This window comes from Pelovirga sp. (assembly GCF_059864205.1).
Genome location: NZ_JCBCBS010000087.1, coordinates 1 through 20,317, shown reverse-complemented (window position 1 = coordinate 20,317; position 20,317 = coordinate 1). Strand labels below are relative to the sequence as shown.

Genomic DNA, 20,317 nt, shown 5'->3' with positions numbered 1-20,317 from the left:
TCATCACAAAAAGGATTTCCTTATGACAAAAATTCTCTATCTGGATGCAGACGCTTGTATCGGTTGTGAAACATGCACTCGAATCAGTCCCAACGTTTTCCATATGGTATCTGAACATATGGCCGGCATTCTTGACCCGACGGGAGATAGTGTGGAAAAGATTGAAGAAGCGATGGATAACTGCCCGGTTGCCTGCATCACCTGGGAAGACCTGTAAATTCTGCCGGTGATGACAACCAGGCTGAAACCGGCAGATCTGATCGATCGCTATTATCTCGCTTACCCAGTGGCGCGAAGGATTCTTCTCGAACATAGTCGCCAGGTGTCGCGCCGGGCACTGGCTATCGCCCGCGCCCTGATTCTGCGGGGAGCAAATCCCGATCTTCAGTTTGTTGGCGAAGCGGCCATGCTCCATGATATTGGCATGATCTTCACCGACGCGCCAGATATCGGCTGCCATGGCGATGCTCCCTACCTGCAGCATGGTGTAATCGGTGCCAGGCTGCTTGACAACCTGGGGCTACCCGCACATGCGCGGGTTTGCGAACGTCACACTGGCGTGGGGCTGACGGCGAGAGAAATCGAGCAAAACAAGCTGCCATTGCCCAGACGCGATCTACTTCCGGAAACCCTGGAAGAGAGGATCATCTGTTATGCCGATCTCTTCTATTCAAAAGATCCGAACAGCCTGCACAAGAGCAAAAACAGCAAAAAAGTGCGACTCCAGCTTGAGCGCTATGGTAAGGATAAACCCCTGATTTTTGAGCGTTGGCTGGCCGAATTTGAGCCGGAACTCTGACTCTGATGGAAACCTGGACACAATACATACTTCTGTATCTTCCTGAAGGCAGTAAGTACTATTCACTGCTTTTTCTTGTCGCCTTCGCTGAATCACTGCCGATAGTGGGTTTGCTCGTCCCTGGCAGTACTGTCATCGTCCTGGCCGGTTTTCTCATTGTAGCCGGCAAGGGCAACCTTGCCGCGCTGATCATGGTAGCTACCGTTGGTGCTCTGTTCGGCGACCTGCTCAGCATGTGGCTGGGCAAACGCTATGGTGGTATCTTTTTACGTATGCGTTTTTTTCGCCGCCGGCGCAAGATGATCCGCTACGCCCAGAAATTCTTCGTCACCCATGGTGGCAAAAGCCTGTTTTTTGCACGCTTTTTAGGTCCGATCCGCGGGATCGTTCCTTTTATCGCCGGCCTGTCACAGATACCGCGCGGCGCTGGTGCTATCTATATCCTGATCAGTTCGATCCTTTGGGGTATTTGCTATCCGGGGATTGGCTATCTTGGTGGCAGCAGCCTGCAGCAAGCGCAAAATCTTGGTGTGCGGCTGGGACTTGCGATCATAGTCCTATTACTGATTGTCATCGTTCATTATCAGGTAAAAAAACTGTTCAAATAGGAACGTCACTAATGAACTACCCCACTGCAGGCAGCGGGGTAGCAGAATAACCAATTCACAAGTGAGAACTTAGAAGAAAGTTCGATGATTCAGCAGGCTTCCTTCAGGATTCCAGATTCTGTCTGCTGGATTATTAGACATGCAACGCAGCAAGCTGCGGAGAACTTAACTCCTAGATGATTAAAAAAGGCCACCCTTAAGCAGAGTGGCCTTTTTTTGGCTAACAACTTGTCACATCAATGGATCAGGCGCCGTAGCCTTCCATCTCATCAAACTGCAGATACTGGTAGATCTGCTCAGCCTTGGGCGCAATGCGCTCTTTGTAAACGGCAAAGTATTCAGCCGGAGTCGGCAATTTGCCGATATTGGCAACAACGGCACCAAGTTCAGCCGAACCCAGATAGACCCTGGCACCATCACCGATGCGATCATCGAAGTTCCGGGTACTGGTTGAGTACATATTGACCTTGTCCGGCACCCGCGCCTGATTGCCCATGCACAGCGAACAGCCGGCGATTTCAAGACGTGCACCTTTGGCACTGAAGACGGAAAAAACCGCTTCTTCCTTGAGTTTTCCCTGATCCATCCGGGTCGGCGGGCAAACCCAGGTACGCACCTCGGGATTGAACTTCTCACCGCGCCAGATTTCAGCAGCAGCGCGGAAGTGACCAATATTGGTCATACAGGAGCCAATAAACACATCCTGGATCGAGGTTCCCTGCACTTCGGAGAGCAGTTTGACATCATCCGGATCATTCGGGCAGGCGAGAATCGGTTCGGTAATCTCAGCCAGATCGATCTCAATCACTGCGGCGTATTCAGCGTTGGCGTCGGCTCTGATCAGCTTGGGATCCTTGAGCCATTCCTTGACCGCGTCAATCCGGTTGCGCAGCGTCTGGGCATCCTGGTAGCCATCCTTGATCATCTGCTCCATCAGGGCCACATTTGAGCGCAAGTAGGTGCAGACACTCTCTTCAGACAGCTGGATACACCCGGCTGCAGCAGAACGTTCAGCGGCCGCGTCAGTTAATTCAAAAGCCTGCTCGACGGACAGGTCGGGAAGCCCTTCCATTTCAAGGATTCGGCCATTAAAGACGTTGACTTTGTTCTTCTTGGGAACGGTCAACAACCCTTGCTTGATCGCCCAGTAGGGGATCGCATTGACCGCATCACGTAAGGTGATCCCCTCGTTTAATTTCCCCTTAAAACGCACCAGTACCGACTCCGGCATATCGAGTGGCATAAAGCCGAGGGCGCCGGCAAAGGCAATCAAACCCGATCCCGCAGGGAAACTGATACCGATGGGGAAGCGGGTGTGAGAATCGCCACCGGTACCGACCGTGTCGGGAACCAGCAGTCGATTGAGCCAGCTATGAATAACTCCGTCACCGGGACGCAATGGAACACCGCCACGCTCGGCAATAAAGGTTGGCAAGGTCTTGTGCATTTTGATGTCAGCCGGCTTGGGATAAGCGGCAGTATGGCAGAACGACTGCATCACCATGGGTGACAAGAAGCGCAGACAGGCCAGTTCTTTCCACTCATCGGCAGTCATTGGTCCGGTCGTATCCTGGGAGCCGACGGTGGTCATTGCTGGTTCACAGGAACTGCCCGGCAGCACCCCGGCAACACCGCAGGCACGGCCAACCATCTTCTGCGCCTGGGTGTAGCCCTGATCTGCTTTAGATTCAGGATTCTGAACTTTTGCAAACAAGTCTGAAGCCCCCAGACCCAGAGCACTACGAGCCACACCGGTCAGGGCACGGCCAATAATCAATGGAACCCGGCCGCCGGCACGGTATTCATCCGGAACCGTTGAGGGTTTGATCTCAAAGGTGGTGATCACCTCCCCTGCTGCATTGGTCACCTCCCCTTTGCTGGTATTGATGGTAATAACATCACCCATATTCAGATTGCTGACGTCCATCCGTAACGGCAGAGCACCGGAATCCTGGGCCGTGTTGAAGAAGATCGGGGCGATAACACCACCAATGATCACGCCGCCACGGCGTTTGTTCGGTACGGCAGGGATATCATCACCAATACACCACAAAACGCTGTTACAGGCCGATTTACGGGAAGATCCGGTTCCCACAACATCACCAACAAAGGCAACTTGATGTCCTTCAGCACGCCACTTGGCAATTTCCTGGATGCCTCCCGGAAAACGGGTTTTGCCCATGGCTAATGCATGAAGGGGAATATCGGGGCGACTCCAGGCGTCACCGGCAGGTGAAAAATCATCGGTATTAATCTCCCCCTCAACCTTAAACACCTTAACTCGAATCACCTCAGGCATGGCAGGTTTGGCGGTAAACCACTCAGCGTCAGCCCAACTTTGAACAACCTTTTTCGCCGCCGCATGTGATTTGGACAATTGAATCACCTGCTCAGCAGCATCATAAACATAGGTCAACCCGGACAAGGCTTTAGCTGCATGATCCGCAAGTTCATTATCCTTGAGAGCCTTAATCAGGGGATCTACGTTGTAACCACCAATCATGGTACCAAGAATCTGTACAGCCTTGACGCGATCAATTAGAGGTGTAGATTTAGCTCCATCAATGACCTCTGCCAGAAAACCCGCTTTTACTTCAGCAGCTGGATCAACCCCGGGAGAAACACGGTCAGTCAGTAATTGTAATAAAAAATCTTCTTTTCCCGCCGGAGGATTCTGCAGCAATAGGCATAGGTCGCGGGTCTGTTCAGGGGTCAAAGGCAGGGCAGGGATTCCTTGGGCATGTCTTTCCTCTTGATGTTTCAGATAAGCGTCGATCATTCTCTCTCCTCCAGTCATCTAGTTAGCAACGTTAGCTACAAGTCCTGATTTGTTGATCCTTAAAATCAGCATTAAATAAGTGTTTTAGTGTGCGACAACTGCATACTGTATACGATTTTTTAAATTGAAGTCAACGTGCAGATCCTCTTTATCCAAAAACAAACGTAACTATTCAGCACCGCGCCGGGGATCCTCGGCCAAGAGACGCTTTTCGTCGTCCGTGGCCGCTTGATTGTCGCCGTCCCTGGCGACAGACACCCTTGTCACAGCACCCCCGACCCGGTGGCAACGAAGGAACCGAATAGCAACGCACGCCGCGCTGCGCCGTCTTGTCATAAACTAAGTTAGTCAGAAGCTACAAACACACAACTGCGATGATATCCCGCAATTATTTCAATAATTCGATTTCAGTAATCCTACTGGTGTGAATTATTATGTCACACATAAGGACAATCATGATTCGAGAGGGGATGGTGTTTATGGACTAACTACGAGGAGGCAACCGTCATGTTCGAATCATTGCTGTTACTGTGTGTTGTACTCATTCTCATCGGACAACTTCTGCCCGACGAGAATGAAACAGGGATGGACTAATGAACCTTCAACAGTTCTACTTCGAAAACAAGGGCAGCGTTTGGTGGTATCACCGGTGGTGCTCCCTGATCAGCGTAAGCCAGTTCAGCAGGAATAGTAAGTTCCCACTTATCTCCCTCCTGCATCAGTTGCAGAGCTTCAGTCCAGCCGGGGATAACATTGGCAACCGGAAAACGGGCAGGCTCGCCACGCGTATAAGAACTGTCAAACTCAGTTCCATCTATCAAGGTTCCACGATAGTGAACTTCTACCGATGAGTTAACCTTAGGTGATATTCCTTTCCCCTTGGACAGTACACGGTACTGCAACCCACTTTTTGTTGTCACAACCCCCGCCTTTTTACTGTTCTGTTCGAGATACGTTGCAGATTCTGCGACATTTTTTTCTGCTTCCGCAGCCATCATCGCCATTTCCCGCATCTGCATCTGCTGTTGAAAAGCCATCAAGGTCTGGGCCATCTGATCTTCATCCATCAATGTTAGCTCCCCCTTAAACGCAGCAACAAGACCTGCTGAAACCATTTCAGGATCGATGTCCAGTTGTTGCATCTTCATGCTCAGACCAATATTCATGCCGATGGCATAACCTACCTGTTCAGCTTCTGTTTCAAACGTTGCAGAATAACTGACCGTCGCAGCGACCACTACAACCAACAAGGCAGTAAATAGTTTTTTCATCTTCATTGTCCTTTCTTATGAAATTTAGGCATCGTTAACTATACGAGAAAGACCTGGACACACCATGTCTCCCTGATGTCACCAACAAAAAAAGCAAGGCCCGGAGTTGCTACGCCGGGCCTTGCTTTATCTATAATAGTCCAACTGATTAACCAGCCAGAACTTCTTTCATTTTATCAAAACCAAGACTATAGGCCTTTTTGTTCAGGTCCTTGAAGGCTTCCGGCACCTTAGCCAGAACCGCTTGCTCACCGGACTCGCGCTTAACAACGCCGGTCAGGGCGATCATTGCACCCAGAGCAATAACGTTGGCAACAATTTCACGACCAACATCGACCTTTGCGGTGCGCATGATCGGCAGACTGTAAACCTTGTAATTACCCTGTGGCGGGTTTTTAACAAAATCACTGTCGACCAGTAGAACACCACCGTCCTTAATACCAACTGCATATTTATCAGCAGCTTCCTGGGTCATTGCCAGACAGGCATCAACAACGGTTGCCTTAGGGTAATCGATCGGCTCATCGCCAATGATAACTTCCGACTTGGAAGCTCCACCACGGGCTTCCGGCCCATAACTTTGTGACTGTACGGCATGACGCCCTTCGATGATCGAAGCGGCTTCTGCCAGGATAATTCCGGCAGTGATCAGACCCTGACCACCCGCACCGGAAAAGCGAAGTTCATATCTTTCTGCCATGATTCTCGTCTCCTTATGGATGTGATCAGGCGCCTTGCACACGCGCAATGATTTTTGCGTAGTTTTCGCAGTATTCCGGACGGTCTTCCTTGTGGAGAACACCGGTCAAGGTCTTCCCTTCGAGCTGCTCGGGTGTCATTTTTGCCGCTGCAGTCACCGGAACCGCGATTTCCTTGAGACGCTTCATCATATCCACGACACTGCGGAACTTGTTACGCCGCCCGTAAGTAGTGGGGCAGTCGTCCAGAACTTCGATAATAGCCATGCCTTTGTGCTTGATTCCCTCAGCGATCAATTTGTCAATCTGGTTCGCATGGAAAGCCGTCGTCCGGGCAACAAAGGTCGCACCGGCACCGATCGCCAGTTTTGCCAGATCAAAACATGGATCAGGATTGCCGTAGGGAGTTGTCGAGGCCAAATGTCCGGTCGGAGTAGATGAAGAGAACTGACCACCGGTCATGCCGTAGATGTAGTTATTCATCAAAACGTAGGTCATATCAATATTACGCCGGCAGGCATGAATAAAGTGATTGCCCCCGATCGCGGCACCATCCCCATCGCCGCCACAGCAGATGACCGTCATTTCCGGCTTTGCCATTTTTATACCGGTAGCAAAAGCTGCTGCACGACCATGAGCGGTATGCAGGGTATTAAAATCCAGGTACCCGGGCATCCGGCTGGCACAGCCGATACCAGAGACAATGGCTGTATTCTTTTTTTCAAGACCACAAGCATCCATTGCCCGAATCAGACCCTTCATGACAATGCCATGGCCACAACCGGGACACCAGATGTGAGGCAGCTTTCCCGGACGGATTGATTTTTCGTAATCGTAAGCCATTTAGAGAACCTCCTTAACCTGGTCGATGATTTGGCTTGGGGTGAGCGGATCGCCGTCAACCCGGTGGACGCCTGCGAGCTTACAGGAATTTTTCACAACCCGCTCCACCTCAAAGATCATCTGGCCAAGGTTCATTTCAGGGACAACTATCGCTTTGACCTGTTCGCCAATCTGAGCAACACGCTTTTCCGGGAACGGCCAGAGGGTAATGGGACGGAACATGCCTGCCTTAATGCCCTGCTCGCGCAGTTCATTGACAGCATACCGGGCTGAGCGAGAAGTAGAGCCGTAAGCCAGGACAACGACCTCGGCATCATCAATCAGATATTCCTCATTTGACTCTATATCTGCACGGGCTTCCGGGCACTCAACCTTGCGGATCTGACGGCGCTCTTCAGCATCGACCAATTCGGCCTTGGTAGTTGGAAAACCATCCTCGGCCTTGTTTAACCCAGTAACATGGAAACGGTAGTCTGAGCCGTAAGCAGCCAGCGGCGGGACATCACCGAAAGAGGTGTCAAAAGGCTTATATTTCTCGGGCGGAACCGATGGCGCCGGGCGATCGATCACTTCGAGTTCACCTGGTTCCGGAAAGACAATACGCTCACGCATGTGACCGACGATTTCATCATACAGAACCTGTACCGGCATGCGATACTTTTCCGCCAGATTGAAGGCACGAACAGTCTCGGTAAAAATTTCCTGACAGGAAGCCGGACACAGCGCAATAGCCGCATGGTCACCATGGGTACCCCAACGCGCCTGCATCACATCAGACTGTCCGGGGCCGGTGGGCATACCGGTTGAAGGACCACCACGCATGACGTTGATGATAACGCAGGGAACTTCAGCGATACAGGCATAACCGATCAATTCCTGTTTCAGGGAAATACCGGGGCCTGACGAGGCGGTCAGCACTTTGGAACCGGCTAACGAAGCACCGATTATAGATGCTATAGCACCGATTTCGTCTTCCATCTGAATAAACTTACCACCTATTTTGGGAAGTTCACCTGCCATAACTTCCGCAATTTCAGTGGAGGGAGTAATTGGGTAGCCGCCGAAGAAGTTACATCCGGCATAAAGTGCGCCCTGGGCGCAAGCCTCATTCCCCTGTAAAAGAGCAATTTTCTTTGCCACGAACTGACCTCCTCTAGCTATTACAGCTTGTGAACTTTAATGGCGAAGTCAGGGCAACGCAACTCACACTGATTACATGCAATACAGGCATCAGCGTTTGCAACCTTGACAACAAATGCATCCATCTCCAGGACCTTTGTAGGACAGAACTCTACGCAAATGCTGCATCCCTTACAATAGGCTTCGATGATTTCAATTTCCGCTTTCGCGCTCATGAACGATTATCTCCTTTACTATATAGTGACTGTCGACAAACAGCTTTTCAAAGCGGCGAAATGCTAACATAAGCGACAACTCTACGCCAGCAAAAACATCCATCCCTGAAGCACCTGGAACAATGGTGCTTTCCTTATAAAAGCAGCGGGTTAAGCTCAACCCTGGGAATCGAATAAAAAATTTTCACAACAAAAAAAAGGCCGCAACAGGTTTTTACAGGCATCTACTCCCATACCCGAACAACCACTACCCTGTTTGCAGCACCCCTGCATTATCGTTATTGAATTACCAGAGCGGAGCCAAAAACAGAAGGGCAGTCAAACGACTGCCCTTCTGAATCAAGAGCAACAATCCTGCTAGAGATTCATGCTGCCGACGAGTTCTTTCACTGCGGCAACAGAGTTATCCATCAGCGCCTGCTCACCAGCATCAAGTTTCATTTCAATGATCTTCTCGATACCGCCGGCCCCGATCACACAATGAACGCCAACATAGAAGTTATCAACACCGTATTGGCCTTGCAGCAAGGCGCAGGTCGGCAGTACCCGTTTTTGGTCCTTAAGGAATGACTCGGCCATCGCTACAGCTGACGAGGCCGGGCTGTAGAAAGCACTACCGTTGCCAAGCAGCTTAACGACTTCGCCACCGGCATTCTTGGTGCGCTCAACCATTGCAGTCATCACTTCCTGGGCCTTGGCGGCATTACCGTACTTCTGCTCAAGCAGTTCCATAACCGGAATGCCCGCAACATTAGCGTAACGTACCAGGGGAACCATGGTATCACCGTGACCACCAAGGGTAATAGCAGTAACGTCCTTGACAGAAACACCAAGTTCCCAGGCAATGAAAGCAGCAAAACGGGCGGAGTCAAGGACACCGGCCTGACCACAAACACGCTCAGACGGGAAGCCGGTAACCTTCCGGCACAAGGTCACCATCGCATCAAGGGGGTTAGAAATAACGATAACAAAGGCATTCGGAGCATTATCACGAATACCTTCAGCCACACTGGTCATGATCTTTGAGTTAACACCGATCAGGTCATCACGGCTCATACCAGGCTTACGCGGTAGGCCGGCAGTAACGATAACAACATCTGAACCAGCGATATCTTTATAATCATTGGTACCGGTCACACTGACGTCAAAGCCGTCTACAGGTGATGCTTCAGCAATATCAAGGGTTTTTCCCTGAGGCATATTCTCGACGATGTCGAACATCACCACATCACCCAGTTCACGCAACGCACAAAGTTGAGCCAGAACACCACCAATTTGTCCGCCACCAATCAAAGCAATTTTTGGTCTCGCCATTTTCTCTCTCCTTGTTATTAATATCTTATATTTAATTAAACCGGGACGACCGTTCGCCCCGGCTCGGCTGATTTACTAAAGACCACTACATGTTGTCGATAATAGCATTCAGGGTTGCACTTGGACGCATTTCCTTTTCGGTTTTGACTCGATCCGGACGGAAGTAACCACCGATATCAATCGGCCTACCTTGCGCCGCAATCAATTCAGCATCGATTTTGTCAGCGTTGTCAGTCATTTCCTTGGCAATCGGGGTGAAACGAGTCTTGAGATCCTGATCCTGACTCTGAGCGGCCAATGCCTGAGCCCAGTACAGCGTCAGGTAGAAAGTGCTGCCGCGATTATCCAGTTCATTAACTTTACGAGACGGCAGTTTCTGATTCTCAAGGTACGTACCAATAGCCGTATCAAGAGTCTCAGCAAGCACCTTGGCTTTGTTGTTATTGAAGTTTTTAGCTACCAGTTCCAACGATGGAACCAGCGCACAATATTCGCCTAAAGAATCCCAGCGGGTGTGCCCTTCTTTCAGGAACTGCTGGACATGCTTGGGAGCAGAACCGCCGGCACCTGTTTCAAACAGACCACCACCGGCAAGCAACGGTACGATAGACAGCATCCGTGCACTGGTACCCAGTTCCAGAATCGGGAACAGGTCGGTCAGATAATCCCGCAGCACGTTGCCGGTTGCTGAAATGGTGTTAAGCCCTTTACGAATCCGCTCCAGTGAGAACTTCATCGCTTCACGGGGAGCCATCACCTTGATCTCGAGACCGGCGGTATCATAGTCGGGAAGATATTTGTTGACCTTGGCAATGATCTGGGCATCGTGACCGCGCTTTTCATCCAGCCAGAACACCACCGGCTCACCCGACTCACGGCACCGCTCAACCGCAAGACGAACCCAGTCTTTGATGGCGATATCTTTAGCCTGGCAGGAGCGATAGACATCCCCCTTTTCTACCTTCTGCTCCATCAAGAGCTGACCGGCTGAGTTGACAACCTGGAAGGTTCCGTTGCTCGGCGCTTCAAAGGTTTTGTCATGGGAGCCGTATTCTTCAGCTTTCTGCGCCATCAGACCAACGTTAGAAACACTGCCCATGGTCGAAGGATCGAACTGACCATTGTCACGAGCATTATCAATGATCTCTGCGTACATGGTGGCATAGCAACGGTCAGGAACCATGGCGATAGTGTCCTGCAACTGATCCTGCAGATTCCACATTTTGCCGCCATCCCGGACAACGTTAGGCATGGAAGCATCAACAATCACGTCGTTGGGCACATGCAGGTTGGTAATATTCTTGCGGGAGTCAACTATGGCGAGCGCCGGGCCGCTTTCGTAGCACTTATTGATGTCGGCTTCAATTTCGGCCTTTTTGTCCGCCGGCAATTTGTTCAGCTTGGCCAGGATATCGCCCATACCATAATTGGGGCTGGCACCGATCTCTTTGAGGGTCGCAGCATGCTTATCAAGGGCATCCTTGAAATACACCGATACACAGTGGCCGAACAAAATCGGATCAGAGATCTTCATCATAGTGGCCTTGAGGTGCAGTGACAACAGCACACCCTTTTCTTTTGCCTCGGCGGCGGTGGCAGCATAGAACTCACGCAGTTTACGCACATTCATAGTAGAACTGTCAAAAACCTCACCGGCCAGCAACTTGACTTCTTTAAGGACCTTGCTATGGCCACCCTCATCCACAAACTGGATCTTGACGGTATCAGCGGCATCCATCGTCACCGATTTTTCTGACGCATAGAAATCGCCGCTATCCATGAAAGCGACACGGCATTTTGATTCGCCGGGAGCCGGCCAGGGCTGCATCATCTTGTGGGGATTTTTCTGGGCAAACTTTTTAACCGACGCTGCAGCACGACGATCCGAGTTGCCCTCGCGCAACACCGGATTTACCGCGGAACCGAGCACCTTGGAAAAACGCTCCTGCAGCTTGCGGTCCTCGTCGTTTTTCGCTTCTTCCGGATAACTGGGAATATCATAACCCTGTTGCTGAAGTTCCTTGATACAGGCCTGCAGCTGGGGAACCGAGGCACTGATATTCGGCAGTTTGATCACGTTGGCTTCAGGGGACTTGACCAACTGACCCAACTCTGCCAGATGGTCAGCGACCCGTTGTGCTTCGGTCAGGCGCTCCGGGAAGAGTGTCAGCACACGACCGGGCAGGGAAATATCACGGGTTTCTACCTCAATGTCGCAGCCTTTGGTAAAGGCTCGAACAACGGGCAAAAAGGCATAGGTGGCCAAAGCCGGTGCTTCATCAATTTCAGACCAGATAATCTTTGCTGCCATTCGTCTCTCTCCTTGATTAATGTAGTGTCAAAATAATGCAGTCCATAACAAGGTTACAAACTGAGAATCCCGCATGGGAAAGCGTTGTATACAGTATACAAGTGAGAGGGGCATGTCAAGAGGCTTCACGGTCAACCGGCGATTAAAACTCTCCATAAAAAGACAGCTTATCTTCATTGCCGGGGGTCGCGACCTTCTGCCGTGAAGCGGCGAAGAAACACCAACCAAAGCGACAACAAAATTCCTTTGCTGCGTCCAATAAAATCAGAACAGATTCAACTCCTGGGCCTCCTGGCGCGCGGCCTCAATCTCTTCAATATTTTTGTCACGGGGGATATCCAGCAGCTGGCCGGGCGCAATCTCCCTGGGTGTTTTGATCTGATCACGGTTGGCACGGTAAATCAACGGCCACAGCAACCCATCGCCATAGACTTCAGGCAAACCGGCAATCTCGGCCAGGTTCTGCCCAGCCCTGACTTCATAACGCTCTACCTTGGCGGTCGTGACCGGTGGAGGCGGGGGCGGTGGTGGGGTTTTTGCCACACTGGCGGCACTTGCTGCGCGCGCCGCTGCCTGTTGGGCTTCCAGTTGGCGACGCCGTTCCAGCTCTTGTTGACGTTGGGCTGCTTCCTGTTCGGCCAGTTCGCGCTGACGTAGTTCTTCCTGTCGGCGGGCCTTTTCTATGCGCTGACGTTCCAACTCAGCCAACCGCGCAACAGCAATTTCCGCTTCGATACGAGCAGCTTCAGCGTAACGCTGCGCCAGACTGATGGTCCGCGCTGCTGCACGATATTTCTGCCTCTCCATCTGATCTTCGGCTGCGTCCAGGGCAGCCCGTGCCAGCTGGTATTCACCCGGGGACCAGTCAGCGGCGCCGACTTCAGCAGCATGGCGAACCAGATTACGTGCGGTTTCCAACTCTGCAACCGGCGGTTTTGCACAACCCGCCAGGACAGCGACACAAACACCTATGATAAATAAAAATCTGATCTTCATTTAAAATCTTTTTTTAGAGTCATTACTCCTGCTTTTTCCGCAACCGGATACCCAATTCCTGCAACTGCTTTTCGTCCACGGCATTTGGCGCATCCGACAGCATACAGGTTGCTTTCTGGGTTTTCGGGAAGGCGATCACGTCGCGGATCGAATCGGCTGCGGTAAGGATCATCATCAGCCGATCGAGACCAAAAGCAATACCACCATGGGGTGGTGCTCCATAGCTTAAGGCATCAAGCAGGAAACCGAACTTCAATTGTGCCTCCTCTTCGCCAATACCCAGAAGCTCGAACAGGCGCGACTGCACGGACGGGTCATGGATCCGGACGCTGCCGCCGCCGACCTCCGACCCGTTGAGAACCAGATCGTAGGCCTGGGCACGCGCCTTGCCCGGATCACTGTCAAGAAGCGGGATATCTTCCTCCAGCGGCGAGGTAAAGGGGTGATGGACGGCAACATGGCGCTTGGCTTCGGCATCCCACTCAAGCAGCGGAAAGTCAGTCACCCAGACAAAGCGATAGTCATCCTTACTTGCCAGCCCCAGACGCTGACCAAGATGCCCCCTCAGACGCCCCAGCGCCTCATTGGTAATCCCCGCCGTATCGGCAACAAACAGCAACAGGTCACCAACCTCACTAGACAATTCCTGATTGAGACGGATCAACTCCGCAGCGGTAAAAAATTTGGCAATGGGAGACTGCCACCCTTCTTCAGTGACCTTGACCCAGGCTAGCCCTTTGGCACCGTAAATCTTGACAAAATCGGTAAAACCATCCAGGTCCTTGCGGGAGAAATCCGCACCACCCTTGACGTTGATAGCCTTAACCAGCCCTCCGGCTGCCGCCACCTCAGCAAACACCTTGAACTGCGAATCAGCCACCAATGCAGTCAGGTCTACCAGTTCAAGGGCAAAGCGCAGATCGGGGTTGTCAACACCAAAGCGCCGCAAGGCCTCTGCATAGGTCAGGCGCTCCATGGGCAATTGAACCTCGAGGCCGATAGCCTCTTTAAAAATGGCGGCGATCAACCCCTCCATGGTAGCAATAACATCATCACGATTGACAAAGCTCATTTCACAGTCAATCTGGGTGAACTCCGGTTGACGATCGGCGCGCAGATCCTCGTCGCGGAAACATTTGACGATCTGAAAATAGCGATCAAAACCGGACACCATGAGCAGCTGCTTGAATAATTGGGGGGACTGCGGCAGAGCATAAAAATTGCCGACATTGACGCGGCTCGGAACCAGATAGTCGCGTGCTCCTTCCGGTGTGCTCTTGGTCAGAACCGGGGTTTCAACCTCAATAAAACCTTGACCGTCAAGATAGGTCCTAACCGTTCTGGCAACCAGATGACGCATCATCAGATTGCGCTGCAGCGCTGGACGCCGCAGGTCAAGATAGCGATACTTCAAACGGATATTTTCTGCTACCTCGGTGTATTCATCAATCATGAAGGGGGGGGTCTCAGAACGGTTAAGGATCCGTAACTCGGTTACCTCAATTTCAACCTCACCGGTTTTCATGCGCGGGTTGACGGTTCCTTGCGGGCGTGCCGAAACTCTTCCCCGGGCAGCGATCACATATTCAGTGCGCACCTGTTCTGCCTTCCGGTGCGAGGTGACATCGCGGTCCGGATCGAGAGCCAACTGAACGATCCCCTCTCGATCGCGCAGATCGATAAAAATCAGACCGCCATGATCACGGCGCCTCTGTACCCACCCCATGACACAAATTTCCTGACCGATCAGTACTGCCGTCGGTTCACCACATCGATGTGTCCGTTTCCAGTTTCCCAGCTTATCGTTTTGCACGGTGCCTCCAAATGCGCCAGCAGACGCCCAAATAGTGATTGTTAAACGGTTTATTATATGGATCGCAGCAAGTGTCGGTCAAGTAATAGCAAATAGCTGCAAAAAGATTTTTACGTCAGCATTTCCACCAGTGCATCAAGGCGCACGCTTGACTGTGTGCCGTCTGCCATTTTTTTGAGCTGAGCCTGGCCACTGCGCAATTCCTCATCACCAATAATCAAGGTATGTATTGCACCGGATTTGTCGGCACGGCGCATCTGTGCTTTTAAGCTTTTGCCGTGGAAATCCATTTCAGCTCGCACTCCCTGCATCTGCAACTGCGACATCAGAACAAATGCCTGTTCGGCCGCGGCGTCCCCAAGGGCGGCAATAAACAAATCCGGCACAGCCAAACTGCCGGCATCTTGGTCCAGCATGAGCACCAGGCGTTCCAGACCAATGGCAAAACCGATTCCTGGCAGGGGCGGCCCACCGAGACTTTCGATCAGGCCGTCATAGCGGCCACCTGCCGCCACAGCGTTTTGTGACCCTAACTGATCGGTCACCAGTTCAAAGGTGGTGCGCACATAATAATCAAGACCGCGTACCATGCGCGCGTTCACACTATATGGCACCTTGAGCAGGTCAAGATAGCGCCGCACCTGAGTGAAGTGCTGATCGCAAGCGCCGCACAGATGATCGATCATCGCCGGGGCGTCGACCGTAGCAGTCCGGCAGGCTTCGACCTTGCAATCAAGGACTCGCAGGGGGTTGGTCTGATAACGCCGTTGGCATTCGCTGCAAAGCGGCTCCAGGCGCTGCTCAAGATATTGGATCAGTTGCCGGCGATAATCGGGGCGGCAGACCGGGCAGCCGAGGGAATTAATTTCGAGGGAGACCGCATTAATACCGATTCGGTTGAAAAAATGATGGAGCATCAGCAGCACCTGGGCGTCAATCTTGGGATCTTCGACCCCGATCGCCTCGGCACCAATCTGATGAAATTGGCGGTAACGCCCTTTTTGCGGGCGTTCATAACGAAACATGGGGCCGATATAGCAGAGCTTGGAAACCGTATCCTGAGCGACCAAACGATTCTGAATAATTGAGCGCATGACTGGGGCTGTCCCTTCCGGGCGCAAGGTCATGGAGTTCCCGCTCTTATCGGCGAAAGTATACATTTCTTTTTCGACGATGTCGGTGGATTCACCAATGGAACGACAGAAGAGCTCAGTTTTTTCAAGGACCGGCGTTCTAATCTCAGTAAATCCATAGGTGCTAAAAATTTCGCGCGCGCTTTGTTCGAGAAACTGCCAGACGCCGACCACGTCCGGCAAGACATCGTTCATTCCCTTGATTCCTGAAATACTCACCATTCTATCCTTTCAAGCTCACGTTTGCGATCGCAATGAAGAGTGCTGACTCTCCTCTGTCTCATCAGAAACCAGAAGGGAAAAAACTATCTGCTGATGGAAAATGAAGAGAGTCCGCCGATGTTATAAAGCAAAGGTGGGGGAACAGCAAGATTTAGCTTGGCGGAACGATTAAAATTGATGGCGGCGCAAAAACTCACCAACGGCTGGGGTACCGCCATCGTCCACTGCTTCGACGTACGTAAGGACTCCTCATTGTTCAACAATGGCGCGCCTTACAGGTGGCGCTTTGAGCTTAGCCGTCCAACCTGATGCTTTTTGCGCAAGCATCAAAGTTAGAAACTAGCGCGGACCGTTGATTTCGCCGGCGCTGCAAATACTGTTACGCGACGACTTACCGATGTACATCGCCTGGTCAGCAAGATCGAGAAGGCGCTCCTGAGTGGTCGCATCATCGGGAAAGGTCGAAATGCCGATAGAGACCGTTACCTGTGATGGTGTGTTGTCGTTTTTCAGAAAAATATGTTTGGCAATCAGCCCGCGAATACGCTCGGCAACAACACGCGCCGCGCGCAGATCCGTTTCAACCAGCAGAGCAGCAAACTCATCGCCACCGAAACGGAACAGGGTATCAACATCGCGCACGCACCCTCGCATCAGACGTCCAACCTCCTGCAGAGCTGCACTGCCGGCCAGGTGTCCGTGCTGATCGTTGATTTCTTTGAAGCGATCAAGATCCATAAACAACAGAGAAAACTTCAGCCCATAACGCTGCGAGCGCATCATCTCCTGATTGAGAGCAATCTGCAGATAACGATGATTGTAGAGACCGGTCAGATCGTCTGAGTACATAAGCTGCTGGGCATTGCGATAACGCGAGGCATTGGCAAAACCCAGAGCAATCTGATCACACAGATAACGCAAATCTGCCAGAGAAAAATCGGTATCATGACAAACAGCATCACTGATCAGAAGGCCACCCTTTAGCACATCACCGTCGCGTAACGGCAGCATCCAGATCTGCTCCCGGGTTTTGTTGAGACTGTGCAACCTCTGCGCACACTGCGTTGACGGCTGAACCACGCCACCGGCCTGGTAAAATTCCGGCAGCAGTAGCTCAATCAACTGTTCCGCATGGTCGGCGTGAATTTTTTTTAGCCCGGTCAGGTAGGTTGCCTCGTCTTCGGCCAGGGTAAATGAAAAACCCGAATCGGATCCCAACTCGCGCATTAAGGCTTCGAGGGATTGTGGAACTAGGCATTCCAGATCGATGAGGGACGAAAGGGTTTGACCGGCTTGAAACAGGGTGATCTGACGTTTAAGGTGGGCATTTTCAGCAAGCAGTCGCCGCTGTTCCAGGCAGGTTGCAATCAAATGCTTGAGTTCTTCCGGATTGAAGGGTTTCACGAGATAATCGCGGGCACCGTTCTTAAGAGATTCGATAGCCGAATCGAGGCTGGCACAACCGGTCACCATGACCACGTCGGGCGGCGACGGCATGCCTTTAGCAAAACGCAGAACGTCGATACCGCTGCGGCCGGGCATCACTATATCGCTTAAGACCAGATCAAAGGGTTCTGACTCCAGCAATCTGACCGCTTCGTCGCCATTGGTACAGACCACCACAGAATAGCCGGCATCTTCGAGTAGATCACGGTAGAGATGACGAAAGAAAAGCTCATCATCAACAACCAGTATTTTAGCTTGTTGGACCATCATAACCCCTTAGCAATATTGCCATTTAAGTACCAGCCTTTAGCTCGCAAAGTCAACGGAAAAGCCCATTCTGCCACTTTTGCAGGTGCCAACCGTCAGCACGTAACTGAGCACGCACCGTTCCATCACGATCGGTTCGATAAACCACGACATTCTGTTCATCCAGATGATCCAGAAGGGCCCGTGCCGGCAAGCGATAGATGTTCTGATAACCGACCGACACCAACCCCACCTCGGGACGCAGCAAACGTACCAGCCGCTCTGCATCCGCCTTACCACTGCCGTGATGGGGCAGCTTGAGCAATGTTATCGGTGACCGAATTCCGGCACCGATCAAGTGTTGCACTCCTCGCGCTTCCAGATCACCTGCCAGCAATAAACCCTGTTCATCGGCGGTTTGATCACCGTAGCGCAGAGCGAGGACAAGAGAAGCGTCATTCGCATTAGCGGCAGCAGCACTGCCATTGTATAGCGACAAATCGCCGGACCGCCAGTCGCCAAAAAGACTCCACCCCTGCTCTACCACCCGCACCGGAATATTACGACCGCGAGTCACAGCGACAATGGCCGGATGATAGTTGGCAAGAGGTTCGCCAAGCACCAATTCAGCGACGGGGTAGTGGCTGAGGACATACACCAACCCTTTCCAGTGATCGGCATGGTTGTGAGTCAAAACAATCCGGTCAAAATGCCTGACACCCAGTTCTCCAAAGGCCGGTGCCAGCAAGCGTTGGCCAACATCAAAGCGATCACCATAGAGCCCGCCACCGTCAATCAGGATATTCTGCCCGTTGTTGTTCTGTAACAATAATGACTCCCCCTGCCCGACGCTGAACATGGTCAAGGTTACCGGCGCGCGCGACACGACAGGCAACTGCCACAGGAGCAACACCAGCAGAGCACAACCGGCTGTCATTTTAAACCATGACCGGCGCGCTAGCCGCGGCCACAGCAGCACCGGCAATACCAGCAAGGCAAGCGCAAGATACTGGCTACGCGACCAGTACAGGTACATGCCGGCCAGCACTGGAATATCAGTCAGCCATAAGGAGAAAAGATAGAGCTGCTCAAGAAAAAACCCGCAGCAACGAAACATCAGAGCAGCCGCTGGTGGCCACCAGGGGAACAAAAGCAGACCGATAAACCCGATCGGCAGGGCAACCAGGGTAACAAACGGCACGCAAATCAGGTTTGCCGGCAGGGCGGCCGGAGCGAGCAGATGAAAATTAAACAGTACGAGAGGCAAGGTAGCGAGTGTCGCCGCGCAACTGACCAGAAAAATCTGCAGCAGATAGCGCAATACCCGGTAGGGCAATGCCGAGATGTGCCGATGCTGCCACAGTGGTCGCCACAGCAGAATGCCGGCCGCACCACTGAACGACAGTTGCCAGCCGGCCGACCACAACAGCAGCGGATTACAGAGTAAAAAGATCAAGGCAACAGCGGCCAGCAGGTGCAGTGGATTAACCGGATAACGCAACAGCAATAGCATTGCCCCAGTGCCGGCCAGGACAAAGGCGCGCCGGGTTGACACGGCATCCCCGGTTAACAGTAGATATAAAAACAACAATGGCAATAGCACCAGCGGCAGCACCCGTTGTGGCGGCTGCCACAGGAGCAATCGTGTTGAGCGCCGATAGATCAACAGCAGTAACCGATAGCCAAACATCCCCAACAAACCAAGATGCAATCCGGAAATGGCAAACAGATGACTGATACCGGCACTGGCCAGGATATTGCGCGTCTCCTGTGATAATTGCCGCCCCTCACCCAACACCAGCGCGCGCACCAGTACCGCTCTTTTTTCCGGCACATGGGTCACAATAAAGGCGGCAATCTGGTTTCGCCACTGAACTATCTGCCGTTGCAGACCGCCCTTACCTGTAGCAAGCAACTCGATCTGATCCATGTCCTTCACCCAGCTGGTCATTTCAATTTTCTGGCTGGCGACATAACGCGGCCAGTGAAATTCACCCGGGGTACCGAACAAGCGTGGCTGTCGTAGCCTGCCGTTGAAGCTGATGCGATCTTGCGGCAGCAGGTCATTAGCTCCCGCTTCGACACTTAAACGCAACCACAGGGGGCGCGCCAGATTCAGCATCACCCCCTTATCCCATACCTCATCAACGAGCATATCAACCCGGCTACGACCCTCTGCCAATTGCCGTACATCGGTTATCACACCAACGGCCGTGGTTCGGCGGGACAACTGATCAATCCGCGTGACATCATCAGCAAACTGTAACAAGGTGGGGTAACGAAGATTAAAAGACAGGGACAGAGCAAGGCAGAAAAAAAGCAGGGAGAATCGCGAGTAGCGGGGAAAACAGCGGCAACAAAGAGTCAGACAGAGACAGAGCAGGATAGCGATCCAGCCAGTTGTCGCCCCAACCGAAACAAAGCTGGCGGCGGCCAGACCAGCAATGGCCGCCGCCAACAAGCAAAATAATAACGGCAAGTCC

General features: G+C 52.2%; 16 protein-coding genes. 3 read left to right on the top strand and 13 right to left on the bottom strand.

Translation table 11 applies throughout. From position 1 onward, the window contains the following. Positions 1-22 precede the first annotated feature (22 nt). Genes AC6F7T_RS05840 through AC6F7T_RS05830 form a run of 3 tightly spaced genes read left to right on the top strand, consistent with a single transcriptional unit; the run spans position 23 to position 1,407 of the window. On the top strand, positions 23-217 hold the full coding sequence (locus AC6F7T_RS05840; protein ID WP_500717063.1) for a 4Fe-4S domain-containing protein: 195 nt from the start codon (positions 23-25) through the stop codon (positions 215-217). Between the two features lie 12 nt (positions 218-229). Then, positions 230-799 (top strand): HD domain-containing protein, encoded by a 570-nt coding sequence (locus AC6F7T_RS05835; RefSeq protein WP_500717062.1) that lies wholly within the window; start codon positions 230-232, stop codon positions 797-799. Positions 800-804: 5 nt separating this feature from the next. Continuing rightward, positions 805-1,407, top strand: a complete 603-nt coding sequence (locus AC6F7T_RS05830; protein WP_500717061.1) for a VTT domain-containing protein — start codon at positions 805-807, stop codon at positions 1,405-1,407. A 244-nt stretch (positions 1,408-1,651) separates the two neighbouring features. On the opposite strand, the gene AC6F7T_RS05825 is transcribed toward AC6F7T_RS05830, so the two are convergent. From AC6F7T_RS05825 to AC6F7T_RS05765, 13 genes are all read right to left on the bottom strand, one after another. Next, positions 1,652-4,186 carry a bifunctional aconitate hydratase 2/2-methylisocitrate dehydratase gene (locus tag AC6F7T_RS05825; RefSeq protein ID WP_500717060.1) on the bottom strand — a complete coding sequence of 845 codons (2,535 nt, stop codon included), beginning with the start codon at positions 4,184-4,186 and terminating at the stop codon, positions 1,652-1,654. Positions 4,187-4,776: 590 nt separating this feature from the next. Further along, positions 4,777-5,463: a BamJ family beta-barrel-assembly machinery protein gene (gene bamJ, locus AC6F7T_RS05820; RefSeq protein WP_500717059.1), complete on the bottom strand. Its 687-nt coding sequence runs from the start codon at positions 5,461-5,463 to the stop codon at positions 4,777-4,779. Positions 5,464-5,605: 142 nt separating this feature from the next. Beyond that, a complete protein-coding gene (locus AC6F7T_RS05815) occupies positions 5,606-6,157 on the bottom strand; it encodes a 2-oxoacid:acceptor oxidoreductase family protein (RefSeq protein ID WP_500717058.1) in 552 nt (183 codons plus the stop codon). A 25-nt stretch (positions 6,158-6,182) separates the two neighbouring features. Then, a complete protein-coding gene (locus AC6F7T_RS05810) occupies positions 6,183-6,998 on the bottom strand; it encodes a thiamine pyrophosphate-dependent enzyme (RefSeq protein WP_500717057.1) in 816 nt (271 codons plus the stop codon). Next, positions 6,999-8,138 (bottom strand): 2-oxoacid:acceptor oxidoreductase subunit alpha, encoded by a 1,140-nt coding sequence (locus AC6F7T_RS05805; RefSeq protein ID WP_500717056.1) that lies wholly within the window; start codon positions 8,136-8,138, stop codon positions 6,999-7,001. A gap of 20 nt (positions 8,139-8,158) precedes the next feature. Next, entirely contained in the window at positions 8,159-8,353 is a 195-nt protein-coding gene (locus tag AC6F7T_RS05800) for a 4Fe-4S binding protein (RefSeq protein WP_191156988.1), read from the bottom strand. 357 nt (positions 8,354-8,710) lie between these two features. Further along, the gene (gene mdh, locus AC6F7T_RS05795; RefSeq protein ID WP_500717055.1) at positions 8,711-9,667 is read right to left on the bottom strand and encodes a malate dehydrogenase; all 957 of its coding nucleotides are present in this window, start codon (positions 9,665-9,667) and stop codon (positions 8,711-8,713) included. Between the two features lie 85 nt (positions 9,668-9,752). Next, complete coding sequence (locus AC6F7T_RS05790) at positions 9,753-11,978, bottom strand: NADP-dependent isocitrate dehydrogenase (RefSeq protein ID WP_500717054.1); 2,226 nt, start codon at positions 11,976-11,978, stop codon at positions 9,753-9,755. 264 nt (positions 11,979-12,242) lie between these two features. Beyond that, positions 12,243-12,974, bottom strand: coding sequence for a hypothetical protein (locus AC6F7T_RS05785; RefSeq protein WP_500717053.1), 732 nt, complete (start codon positions 12,972-12,974; stop codon positions 12,243-12,245). 22 nt (positions 12,975-12,996) lie between these two features. Further along, positions 12,997-14,787, bottom strand: a complete 1,791-nt coding sequence (aspS, locus tag AC6F7T_RS05780; protein WP_500717052.1) for an aspartate--tRNA ligase — start codon at positions 14,785-14,787, stop codon at positions 12,997-12,999. A 110-nt stretch (positions 14,788-14,897) separates the two neighbouring features. Further along, on the bottom strand, positions 14,898-16,142 hold the full coding sequence (gene hisS / locus AC6F7T_RS05775) for a histidine--tRNA ligase (protein WP_500717051.1): 1,245 nt from the start codon (positions 16,140-16,142) through the stop codon (positions 14,898-14,900). Positions 16,143-16,481: 339 nt separating this feature from the next. Next, positions 16,482-17,858, bottom strand: coding sequence for a diguanylate cyclase (locus AC6F7T_RS05770; RefSeq protein WP_500717050.1), 1,377 nt, complete (start codon positions 17,856-17,858; stop codon positions 16,482-16,484). A 49-nt stretch (positions 17,859-17,907) separates the two neighbouring features. Beyond that, a partial coding sequence (locus AC6F7T_RS05765) for a DNA internalization-related competence protein ComEC/Rec2 (protein WP_500717049.1) occupies positions 17,908-20,317 on the bottom strand: 2,410 nt, incomplete at its 5' end.